This window comes from Bacillus sp. FF-1 (assembly GCF_028548245.1).
Taxonomy (GTDB): domain Bacteria; phylum Bacillota; class Bacilli; order Bacillales; family Bacillaceae_G; genus Bacillus_A; species Bacillus_A paranthracis.
Map to the genome: position 1 here is coordinate 1 of NZ_JAQQGG010000011.1, position 11,779 is coordinate 11,779.

An 11,779-nucleotide genomic window follows, 5' to 3' on the forward strand; every position below is an offset into this window, starting at 1 on the left:
TACAAAGGGGATTAAATAAAGGAGAAGCCATGAACGGATTAGCAAGAGCTATTTTCTTCGGAAAACAAGGTGAGCTTAGGGAACGGACTATACAACATCAATTGCAAAGAGCCAGTGCTTTAAACATCATTATCAATGCCATCAGTATCTGGAATACTTTACATCTAACAAAGGCAGTTGAATATCAAAAACGGTCAGGTAGTTTTAATGAAGAATTATTGCACCATATGTCACCTCTAGGTTGGGAACATATTAATTTACTTGGAGAATACCATTTTAATTCGGAGAAAATGGTCTCGTTAGATTCTTTAAGACCCTTGAAACTTTCTTAACGTTGTTAAAACTGGGGGAATAGTCGGGGAAATGGGCTTAGCGTTGTAAATCCGCATTTTCCTGACTGTACCCCAAATAAGAACAATTAAGCGATTGATGGGAATGAATAAATAAATCTTATTCAACCAAAGGGTGCTTTACTTGAGAAGGTCACTAGAAGAGTCAAATGATAACTATGAACTGCCCCAATTGCTAGGTTTTGTTTAACAATTGGGGCAGTTCATTTATAGCGCATAGGTAATCAGCTTTTTGTTAATCATGAGGTAGATATTTTTATCTAAAAACCCAACAATGGAAATATATTACAGCTCATGCCCCGTTTTTACACGTATCTCGGCTGAACCCCATCAACCTCTAAATTAATAACTACGCCAAAAGCTGATTTTCTTTAAGATAAGGAAATCAGCTTTTTCTTTGTAAAATATTTTTTAATACAGGAAAACCGGATTTTTATTTTCCATAAAATTTATTAACGTGGGTTTTATGTCATTTGGTTGGCGGGACCCCTTAGAGTAGGAAATTCGGCTCATTTTATGTCGAAATTTACTTAGCGTATATTTTCGTTAATTATCTTAACTAGTCGTTACGTATGACTTTACAGCATTCGATGCAAAGTTATCGGTTTTTTGTATGCAAATTTATGGATTAAGTCATACAATTACGCACTATTTTTAATGAATCGATATTTACTTGTTTCTTCAACTAAGTTCGTCCGAATCTTTTTCTACAAAATCACTAAAGTCATCTCCCCAATCACAGATGGCTGTTACAACATTCTCTAGTTGATGACCAATTTCACTAAGTTCATACTCAACCTTAGGAGGCACTACGGGGTATACACATCGAGTAATTATTTTATCGTCTTCTAATTCTCTTAATTGTCTAATCAACATACGTTGATTAACTTCAGGCAGCTTTTTTTGTATTTCACTTAATCTTAATGGCGAACGTTGTAACAAACACCATATAATTGCTATTTTCCAACGCCCTCCTATCACAGATAAAGCTAAATCTTTTCCAGTGAAAAATTCCTTGTCCTTATAATGAATAACCATAATTTTTGACCTTCCTCTCGCGAAAAAAATGTTTATAGTGACAAATTTGTCAGTATTGTAATTAAAATTATAAAGTGTAATCTTAGTGGTGTAAACAATAAAAAAAGAAAGTAGGGATTCAATTGAAAAGTAGAGCTGCTGTTGCATTTAAGCCAGGGGAGCCACTTCAAATCGTAGAAATCGATGTAGAAGAGCCAAAAGCAAAAGAGGTATTAGTAAAAATACTATATACTTCTGTCTGTCATACAGATGCTTTTACATTATCAGGTGACGACCCAGAAGGAGTATTTCCTGCTGTATTAGGCCATGAAGGTGCTGGTGTTGTCGTTTCAGTAGGTGATGAAGTTACTTCAGTAAAACCTGGGGATCATGTTATTCCACTATATACACCTGAATGTGGAGAATGTAAATTCTGTCGTTCTGGTAAAACAAACCTATGTAGTGCTGTACGAGAAACACAAGGTAAAGGTTTAATGCCTGATGGAACAACTCGCTTCTCTTATAATGGAGAGCCCCTTTATCATTACATGGGAACTAGTACATTCAGTGAATATACAGTTGTTAATGAGATTAACTTAGCGAAAATCGATGAAAACGCTCCGTTAGATAAAGTTGCTTTATTAGGATGTGGTGTGACTACAGGTATTGGTGCTGTACACAACACTGCAAAAGTTGAAGAAGGAGCTGTAACAGCTGTATTTGGTTTAGGAGCGATTGGATTAGCAGCTATTCAAGGATTGGTTCAAGCAAAAGCAAGCCGAATTATTGCAGTTGACCTGAATCCCCAAAAATGGGAACTCGCTAAAAAAATGGGAGCGACTGATTTTGTGAATCCTGCAGATTATGATCGCCCAATTCAAGAAGTTATAGTCGAAATGACAGATGGTGGCGTGGATTATAGCTTCGAATGTATTGGTAATGTTGAAGTAATGAAATCCGCTCTTGAAGCATGTCATAAAGGTTGGGGCGAAAGTATTATTATCGGAGTAGCTGGTGCTGGTAAAGAAATCCATACTCGTCCATTCCAATTAGTAACGGGCCGAGTATGGCGTGGATCAGCCTTTGGTGGAGTTAAAGGAAGATCTGAACTTCCAGAAATGGTCGAAGATTATATGCATGGTGATATTGATTTAGATTCATTTATTACTCATCATTTAGAATTTAAAGACATCAATGCGGCATTTGACTTATTACACAAAGGTGAATCCATTCGTACGATTTTAACTTACGGAGAGTGAGATAATGAGTCTTAAATGTATTGAACAACATCGTTCTTTCGAAGGAGAGCAACGTAAGTATAGCCATTATTCCGAAGTCTTGCAATGTGATATGAAATTTAGTATCTACTTACCATCAAATAAAGAAAAGAAAAAAATTCCACTTATATGGTGGTTATCTGGTTTAACTTGTACAGATGATAATTTTAGTCAAAAAAGTGGATTTCAACGTTTGGCTGAAAAACATCAAGTTGCAGTGATTATGCCAGATACTTCACCACGTGGAGAATACGTTTCTGATGTTGCAGCATGGGATCTTGGACAAGGGGCAGGTTTTTATTTAAATGCTACCCAGGATCCTTGGGCACAGCATTATAAAATGTATTCGTATATCGTAGATGAATTAACATCCATTGCTTCGACTATAGTACCTAATTTTTCAGGTGAAGAAAGCATAATGGGGCATTCAATGGGAGGACATGGGGCTTTAGTGATCGGTTTGAAAAATGCTAAGAGATTCAAAGCGGTTTCTGCTTTTTCTCCAATCTTAACTCCTAGTCAAGTACCATGGGGAATAAATGCTTTCACCTCTTATTTAGGTGAAGACAAAGATTCTTGGAAAGAATGGGATGCTTCAGAATTAATTAAAGAAGCTACTATTCCACCAATTCTTATTATGCAAGGTAGTCAAGACGAGTTTTATCCGAAACAATTGGAAGAACATATTTTCTTAGAGAACGCTCAAAAAAATAGTCAAATGGTAACTTATAAAAAAATGGAGGGCTATGATCATAGCTACTTCTTTATTTCCACTTTCTTAAATGAGCATTTCTCTTTCCATATGAAGTATTTAAGATGATTCTTATTTACAACAATACCCACTTCCAATGGCATATGAAGTATTTAAGTTTACAGCAAAATATAGTAACAAAAGTATCCGCATGTAGAGATGTGGGTGCTTTTGATTGTTATATTTTGTCATATTATATAGTTTGTAAAAACAAATAAATTGGGAGGAAGAGTTCATGTGGATTAAAAAAATGTTATTTAATTACCGTGTTAAACCATCCTTATTAAAATCTCGTTATGAGATTGAAAAGGAAAATCGACAAGTTGACTTATTTGAAAGTTCAACTGAAACGTCTAAACCGTTTTCGATAAGAGATACAAGATCATATATTCAGCCTAATACTAAAACATTAGAAGACATGATTAATTACTTAGCAGCTATTCGTGAAATCCCTTCTCTTTCCGTGGATAAGAATAAAATGCTTTGGCCATTAATATCCAAATGCTAAATTCAAAAAAATAATGGTTATAATTTTAGCTATTTCTATATCAAATATTTGAGTTGATGGGAGGTACAGTTTGTATGGAAATGAAAAAAATGTTAAACAATGACCGTATTAAACCATATTTATTAAAAGCACGTTTTGGAGTTGAAAAAGAAAGTCAACGAGTTGACCTATCAGGAAGTTTAGCTAAAACGGAACATCCCAAAAGTATTTCAGTAAGAGATGAACATCCTTATATTCAGCGAGATTTCTCTGAAACACAAATGGAATTAATCACACCAGTTACTGAGACACTAGGAGATTTATTTAATTATTTAGCAGCTATCCATGATGTTGCCTATCGTTCTATGGGAAATAACGAAATGCTTTGGCCATTAAGCATGCCACCACAGTTGCCCGAAAAAGAAGAAGATATTGTTATTGCGAAACTTAATAATCATGAAAATGTTTTATATCGTCGATATTTATCTAATTCTTATGGTCGACGAAAACAAATGATTAGTGGTATTCATTACAATTTTGAATTTAGCGATAATTTGATTCAGGCATTATTTGAATTACAATCAGAAATAAAAGATTATCATCAATTTAAAACAGAAATTTATCTGAAAGTCACAAGGAATTATTTACACTATCGATGGTTAATAACTTATTTCTTCGGTGCTTCTCCTAGTAGTGAAAAGAATTTCTTTGAAATAAATCCTTTAAATGACGCCGTAAGAAGCATTAGAAATAGTAAATATGGTTATAGTAATGAAAATGATGTTCAAGTATCCTATAGTAGTTTACAGAACTATATATCTGATCTTTCTTCGCTGGTAAGTAAAGGGGTTTTATTAGAAGAAAAAGAATTTTATGCATCTGTCCGTTTAAGGGGCGGTCCTCAAGTTTCAGATTTAAAAAATCATGGGATTCGTTATATTGAATTAAGAAACCTAGATTTAAATCCTTTTGAAACATATGGAATTAGCCATGAACAAGCAGAATTTCTACATCTTTTCCTCATCTATTTACTCTGGATTGATCAAGACGATAATAATGATGAATGGGTAAAAATCGGTGATTTTCAAAATAATTTAGTGGCTCTTGAACATCCGTTAGAACATACGCAATTTAAAACAGATGCTGAGCGTATTATTGATGAGATGGAACATTTAACAGGGCTGTTAGACATAACTGTTTCGAATACCTTATTTGTTAACTTGAGAGAAATGCTAACAGATCCAAGTAAGACTTTAGCTGGAAGACTTTATAAAGAGATTATAAAAAGTAGTCAAAGTCAGGTAGCTTCCCGTATTGCTAAAGAAAATTATAAAAAAGCATGGGATAAACCATATCAACTATCAGGATTTACTGACATGGAGTTGTCTACACAAATTTTAATGTTTGATGCTATTCAACAAGGATTACAAGTAGACGTTTTAGATCGACAAGATCAATTTTTAAAACTACAGTTAGGAAATCATGTTGAATATGTGAAAAATGGGAATATGACAAGTAAAGATAGTTATATATCACCATTAATTATGGAAAATAAAACAGTAACAAAGAAAATTCTTCAACAGCATGGATTTCGTGTACCAATAGGTGAGGAATTTAGTGATATAGAAAAAGCCTTACGTTCCTATGATATATTTGCAGGAAAGCCTTTTGTCGTTAAACCAAAAACAACAAATTATGGTTTAGGAATATCTATCTTTAAAGAAAACGGAGCAAGTTACGAAGACTATCAAAAAGCACTCACAATAGCATTTAAAGAGGACTCATCAGTATTAATAGAAGAATTTATTAATGGAACAGAATATCGATTTTTTGTGCTAGATGGCAAAGTTTCTGCCGTTTTATTACGAATTCCAGCCAATGTTATAGGAGACGGTTCACATACGATTGAAGAGTTAGTCGCTCAAAAGAACCTGAATTCATTAAGAGGAATGGACCATAGAACACCTTTAGAAAATATACAATTAGGTGAATTAGAGGTCCTAATGCTTAAAGCTCAAGGGTATCGAAAAGATTCTATTCCAACAAGTGATGAAATTGTTTTTCTGCGAGAAAATTCTAATGTCAGTACAGGTGGAGACTCAATTGATATGACAGATCAAATTCCCGATGATTATAAGAAAATTGCCGTAGATGCTGTGTCGGCACTTGGAGCAAATATTAGTGGTATTGATTTGATTATTGAAAATACAGAAGTTCCTGCAGCTAATAAAAATGCTTATGGAATTATTGAGGCAAACTTTAATCCATCGATGTATATGCATATATATCCGTATAAAGGCAAATCCAGACGTTTGACCATCTGTATATTACATTATTTATTCCCTGAACTACCAAAAAAATAATTTAGAAGTCTTCGAGATGTTAGAGGGATTAGTATAAAAATTGTAAATGATGTAACAAGAGGAGACATTACTTTTTAATTAATTGGGATCTCTCAGAGGTCCCAATTTAAATTATTATTTTAGAAACAGGCGTATGAGAAATGGGTTATTGGAATGCAAGTTTGAATAAGATAAAATAGGGGAATATCAGAGGGAAATTTAGAAAGGTATTTTGACTTATTTGGTCAATCAAGAGCAAGTCAAAAAGGGATACAGACGAGATATACATGTTATCTATACTTAGGAGTAAAAACCTTAATTTAATAAGAGTTTTACATTGAATACATGTAAACAATTTGTTTGACAACGATCCTTGCAACATCGAAGTCTACAACCGTTCGTTGCCCTCAAGGTAACGGACGCGCCTTAAGGAGCTCTTAAGAGACACGGTTTATCCAAGCAAGGTTATTCGATACCTTCTCATTGCACTACCTTGAATACATTAAATACATAATTTACTTAGTTAAGATATCAAGTAGTTAACGTAGCTTATCACTCAATTCTTCTTCTTAGAATACTTTAAATATTCCTGATTTTCATAGTAGATAATACACGTACCTTGGCTGTACTCCAACGTAATAGTTGATATAAAACTTACGTTAAGCAAATTTCCACGAAATTTTCACTATTTGATTCTTTAAAAAAAGTAGTAAACTAAGTAATCGGTTCCTTAACGTACAGGAATCAGTTTAAATGTGTCTAAATTTTGTCTAAATGTACAATTTTCTTTTTTGGGTATGGTGACCCCTTATTGCTCCACCAGGTATAGAAAATCCAGAGTGGGAACCTATTAGAAAGTTTATTTATAACGACAGTACATGCAAAAAGAAAAAATCATTTAAACATTTTTTACATTATCTTCACGCGAATGGGGCAGATTCTGACTATCTTAATCCACACTATTCACAACAATATATTCAAGGAGAAGAAGAGTTTGTAACCAATTATATATATTTAGAGAATTTCTCTAATGAAATCTCAAAAATAGAAAACAAATATAACTTACAGACTATCCCACTAGACACATTAACGAGATCATGGCATCATCAGGCGCCTAAGATGATTCATAAGGGAAACTACGCTGAAGCTGACATTACAGATCCATCTTTCCCTCGGCTGCCGACATATCAGAGCTTTTATGATACGGAGGCTATAAAATTAGTTACAGATATATTTAATGAAGATTTTGAAGCGTATCATTATCTTAAAATGGATATTTCTACAATATGAATCAGTTTCAGAGTACTTAAATAATAGTCTTATTTTTAATATGGAAAACACCGTGAACACTGTTATGGTGTTTTTTTGGGTTTAACACTATATTTTTAACTTTATATAATCCATATACCTTCAAGATAAGATGTATTTGTAAAATAATGTATGATTATGACCCATTTCTACAAGTATCTCGGCTGAACCCCTCTAGGTTTTTCTGTGCATCCTTTATATATTAAAGAGCCGATTTACTCTTAGCGGGGTAAATTCTGGCTCTTTTCTTATATATATTCTCTTAGCGTGGTTTTTTTCCGAAATGCTGGCGGTACCCCTAATAAAAGCTGCAGAAGATTCCCACTTTAATTTTCTAACTGTATCATTTGCACGCTTTTATCGGTGGATAGGATTTCTTTTAGCTGTCTTCCTACCCGGATTTTGGATGGCATTACTTGCTTATCACCAAGATCAAATTCCTTTCCCTCTTCTTGCGACTGTGACTGTTGCAAGATCAGGTCTACCATTTCCAGCACCACTTGAGCTTATAATTGTTTTGTTCCTTTTTGAGATGTTCCGTGAAGCCGGTCAAAGATTACCCTCCCCCCTTGGTCAAACCCTTTCAGTGGTAGGCGGACTAATCATTGGGGATGCTGCAATCCGTTCGGGTTTTATCTCCCCTTCTGTCATTGTTATTACTGCTTTATCTGCTATTGCGGGATATACCTTAGTAAACCAAATATTAGCAGGAGCAGTATCCATACTCAGAGGGTTTGTACTATTATGTTCAATTTTGATGGGGTTATATGGATTTATGCTTGCCGGATTCGTAATCGTTCTTTATATCTCAAGATTACGTTCCTTTGGAATCCCTTACTTAGCTTTAGTTTTCCCAAAATCTAGTTCAGATTTTTTCAAGGGATTGTTTCGTTTACCGTGGAGAAGTTATAGACATAGAGTTGATTATCTCCGAACCAATGATAGTTCTAAAACGGACGAAGGAGAAGGAAAACAGTGAAGCTGCACAAAATAAAACTAATAATTATGATGCTTATCACTAGTGCAATGTTATCTGGATGTTGGAATATTAAAGAAGTTCAAGATATTTATTATGTTGCAGCTCTTGGTATAGATTTTAAAGAAGGAAAATATATAGCTTATGCTCAGTTACTTGACTTTTCTAACGTTGCTAAGTTAGAGGGGGCTAGACCTGATAAACAACCACCAGTGTGGATAGGAAGAGGTGAAGGTTTTACCATTACGGAAGCATTAAATCAATTATATAAGGATGCTCAACAAAGACTTTTTTGGGGACATGTATCTACAATAATATTAAGCGAAAGACTGCTCAGACAAGATATTAAAGACTCTATTGATTTTATTAATCGGTACCGAGAAATACGCTATAATATTCTCTTATACGCTACAAAGGAACCCATTGATGATATACTTAAAACAAAAGCCTTTTTTACATTATCGGGGTTGTCTACCATTCTCCATGAACCAAAGGAAAGGTATAAACAACGGTCTTACATACAACCTAAACAATTTTATCAATTTATTAGAGATAGTGATCCGATGGGGCAAACTGCTTATATCCCATCACTTAAAATTTCAACAGAAAATTGGAAAGAAGAATCCAAAAAAGCACCATTATTAAGAAATGATGGAGCGTTCTTTGTAAGGAATAATCGCCTAGAAGGATGGCTTTCTGAGACTGATTTAAACGGTCTAAGATGGATGGATGAAAAAAACGTTCGATCTCCTGTGTGGATTATTGAGAATGATAGCGCTGTTGTTTCCGTAGTGATAGAGAAACCTAAGATTACAACTTCCCCTATTATGAGTAGTAAGCCCATACTTTTTAATATTCGAGTTGAAGTTCAAGCTGGAATAAATGAGAAGATCAAGGAAATTAGTGATAAAGAGTTGATTACAAAAACTGAAGATATTATCAAATTAGAAATTCTAAAATCCTTTGAAAAAGGAATAGAAATAAATGCAGATATCTACAAATTAGGTGAATCATTATACCGTCAGAATCCAAGAAAATGGAAAGAAGAAGTAAAAACAGACTCGTTTTACTTAAATGAACACAGTATAAAGAATTTAAAAGTTAAAGTTAATTTAGTTAACTCCGGAAAGTTGAAGTACCAAGATGGATCCTAATATTAATTCAAACGGTATTTATAGTTTTTTAAAAAGGCCTAAGCTCTTGCAACACCGAGAAATTAGGCTTTTTTATATTGAATTCCTTAACGTTGTAAATCCGCATTTTCCTGACGCTACCCCTATATTAGGTTGCGCATGCATTGCTAAAATAGGATTAAGCCGGGTAAGATATAATTATTTTTCTAAATAGTCTACTTTATAATTATTTAATCCGTATATTTTGTTTTTAGGGATAATGATTTTGTTTAGTGTTATACATATTTCTTTTCTACTGTATAAACCTTGTCTCCTCCATGAATAATAAACAAGGGATCTAATTTAGCTGCTCTTTGTAATAAAAGTTCGAATTCACCACCCATCTTAAAACAGCTACCTTCAGGTCCGTTGCATCTGCTGTCTTCAAAAAACACAAAATTAAATTTATTCTTACAGTGTAATTTTTTCATTCATTCTTTCAGTAAATATTCTGAACGTCCATGTAGTGTCATAAACATCTTTTCCTTTCATAAAAATCAATAATCTATCTTTTTAATTACATGAAGATTAATTGTTAAGTTAATCAAAAAAATAAAGGTTCTATAATGAATCTTGAGAAGCAAAAATAATTGAAATCATTTGAGTATAGAGATGAAAAACTTAGATGTTGGGAACTTGTTTTTTGTGGCATCTTCAACCAGTGATGTATAGGTGCATCTTCTATGCCTCGAGATATCGCTATCCAAACTTTCTTTTCACACAGTGGGCTTATTTGGATTTTAAGTGATTTGATATGAGATTTATTGTGTTAGCGCCTTTACTAATTTTTATTGTATATAAGATAAAATGAAGGAATGGTGGAAATGAAATGTCTTTTTAAAGTTATAACAATTGCGCTTATAGCTGGGGCTATCAGCGGTTGCTCTGAGTTAGCGGAGATAGAAGAAAGAGGCTTTGTAGTAGGTGCCGCTTACGATATTGTTAAGGAAAAGAAATCTAATCCAATTATGAAAGGGACGTATCAAATGGTACTTCCCAGTAAGTTAACGCAAGAAGGTGGAAAAGGCGCAGGGAATAATTATATTGATGTGAGTGCAAAAGGAGATAGTGTGTTTGAACAAATACGAATAATCGCTAAAAAGATTAGTCGTACTTTATTTTTTCCACATATACAAGTAATCATTTTTTCTGAAGAATTACTATCGAATCCAAATGTTTTACAAAATACGTTAGATGTATACATTCGAGATCATGAAATGAGAAGAAATATTCGTCTATTTGTTTCTGAGAAAAATGCAGAAGCAATCTTGAAACAAAATGCAAAACCAGAAAATTTACCGGCACAGTATATTGATATGCTAGCTGAACACCCTCCTAAAAATGCTCAGATGGTTGAGGCAGCAAGAATTGGTGACGTGCAGGAAAAGATAATTTCAAACCGAAGTTTTGTACTACCTGTCTTAAAACCTACAAAACAGGGGATAGAAATGGATGGGGCTGCGTTGTTTCGTGGGAAGGATAACAAGTGTGTTGGAATGTTAAACGGCGAACAGACAGTGGGAATAAACTTTATAATCGGTGAAAAATTAGGAGGTTATTTTACCATACGTAAAAAGGACCAGCTTATTACATATGAAATTCATAAGCTACACCGAAAAATACAGGTATTTACTGAAAATACTACAAAACCGAAGTTTGATATTCATCTATTTCTCGAAGGTGCTTTAGCGGAGTTGCATTTTAGTGATCATAAAAAATTCATGAATGAAAAACGCTTAACGAAGGATATTTCAAAAGAGGTGGAACAAAGGATTCAAAAATCAATAAAGCTTGTTCAAAAAAAATATAAGGTAGATGTATTAGCGTTAGGAGAAGTATATAAGCGGCATAATTATAAAAAATGGAAGAAAATACGTAAGAATTGGGATCAAGGCGAAAATTATTTTAGTGATGCCCAAATTAATGTTCATGTTCATTCAATAATTGAACATTCAGGTTCAGCTTTACCCAAGAAAGTAAAATGAGTTAATTTGATTGGTTACCGAATTAGATATTAGCTGCCAAATATCAATACTAGCTATACCCCGTATTATATATTTTATTTTCATAACTTCGATTGCTTCATATACATTACCTGT

Annotated in this window: 9 protein-coding genes and 1 pseudogene; 9 read left to right on the forward strand and 1 reads right to left on the reverse strand. The window is 33.6% G+C overall.

The genetic code is table 11. From position 1 onward, the window contains the following. Window positions 1–332, forward strand: a 332-nt coding sequence (locus PQF83_RS25445) for a Tn3 family transposase (protein WP_142243660.1), incomplete at its 5' end; no start/stop codon positions are given. Window positions 333–1,031: 699 nt separating this feature from the next. Here the strand turns inward: PQF83_RS25445 and PQF83_RS25450 are convergent. Next, complete coding sequence (locus tag PQF83_RS25450) at window positions 1,032–1,388, reverse strand: winged helix-turn-helix transcriptional regulator (RefSeq protein WP_000234699.1); 357 nt, start codon at window positions 1,386–1,388, stop codon at window positions 1,032–1,034. Window positions 1,389–1,510: 122 nt separating this feature from the next. Between PQF83_RS25450 and PQF83_RS25455 the strand changes: the two genes are divergently transcribed. The 8 genes and pseudogenes from PQF83_RS25455 to PQF83_RS25490 all read left to right on the forward strand — a co-directional run bounded on the left by PQF83_RS25455 (window position 1,511) and on the right by PQF83_RS25490 (window position 11,665). Then, window positions 1,511–2,626, forward strand: a complete 1,116-nt coding sequence (locus PQF83_RS25455) for an S-(hydroxymethyl)glutathione dehydrogenase/class III alcohol dehydrogenase (protein WP_000842153.1) — start codon at window positions 1,511–1,513, stop codon at window positions 2,624–2,626. Between the two features lie 4 nt (window positions 2,627–2,630). Then, complete coding sequence (gene fghA, locus PQF83_RS25460; protein WP_000053341.1) at window positions 2,631–3,464, forward strand: S-formylglutathione hydrolase; 834 nt, start codon at window positions 2,631–2,633, stop codon at window positions 3,462–3,464. A 166-nt stretch (window positions 3,465–3,630) separates the two neighbouring features. Continuing rightward, window positions 3,631–3,903, forward strand: a complete 273-nt coding sequence (locus tag PQF83_RS25465; RefSeq protein WP_000264853.1) for a hypothetical protein — start codon at window positions 3,631–3,633, stop codon at window positions 3,901–3,903. Between the two features lie 74 nt (window positions 3,904–3,977). Beyond that, on the forward strand, window positions 3,978–6,245 hold the full coding sequence (gshAB, locus tag PQF83_RS25470; protein WP_000425291.1) for a bifunctional glutamate--cysteine ligase GshA/glutathione synthetase GshB: 2,268 nt from the start codon (window positions 3,978–3,980) through the stop codon (window positions 6,243–6,245). A gap of 786 nt (window positions 6,246–7,031) precedes the next feature. Then, a pseudogene (locus PQF83_RS25475) lies at window positions 7,032–7,514 on the forward strand (sulfotransferase family 2 domain-containing protein); the annotation flags it as partial. A 301-nt stretch (window positions 7,515–7,815) separates the two neighbouring features. Beyond that, window positions 7,816–8,511: a spore germination protein gene (locus tag PQF83_RS25480; protein ID WP_000881732.1), complete on the forward strand. Its 696-nt coding sequence runs from the start codon at window positions 7,816–7,818 to the stop codon at window positions 8,509–8,511. Then, window positions 8,508–9,662, forward strand: coding sequence for a Ger(x)C family spore germination protein (locus PQF83_RS25485; RefSeq protein ID WP_071713416.1), 1,155 nt, complete (start codon window positions 8,508–8,510; stop codon window positions 9,660–9,662). Before PQF83_RS25480 ends, PQF83_RS25485 begins: the two co-directional genes overlap by 4 nt. A gap of 842 nt (window positions 9,663–10,504) precedes the next feature. Then, a complete protein-coding gene (locus PQF83_RS25490; protein WP_000649885.1) occupies window positions 10,505–11,665 on the forward strand; it encodes a Ger(x)C family spore germination protein in 1,161 nt (386 codons plus the stop codon). The last annotated feature ends 114 nt before the right edge of the window (window positions 11,666–11,779 follow it).

Excerpts from the sequence above, each read along its gene's own strand:
- PQF83_RS25450 (WP_000234699.1), bottom strand. The coding sequence starts at position 1,388 with ATGGTTATTCATTATAAGGACAAGGAATTTTTCACTGGAAAAGATTTA.
- PQF83_RS25465 (WP_000264853.1), top strand. The coding sequence starts at position 3,631 with ATGTGGATTAAAAAAATGTTATTTAATTACCGTGTTAAACCATCCTTA.
- PQF83_RS25490 (WP_000649885.1), top strand. The coding sequence starts at position 10,505 with ATGAAATGTCTTTTTAAAGTTATAACAATTGCGCTTATAGCTGGGGCT.
- fghA (WP_000053341.1), top strand. The coding sequence starts at position 2,631 with ATGAGTCTTAAATGTATTGAACAACATCGTTCTTTCGAAGGAGAGCAA.
- gshAB (WP_000425291.1), top strand. The coding sequence starts at position 3,978 with ATGGAAATGAAAAAAATGTTAAACAATGACCGTATTAAACCATATTTA.
- PQF83_RS25480 (WP_000881732.1), top strand. The coding sequence starts at position 7,816 with ATGCTGGCGGTACCCCTAATAAAAGCTGCAGAAGATTCCCACTTTAAT.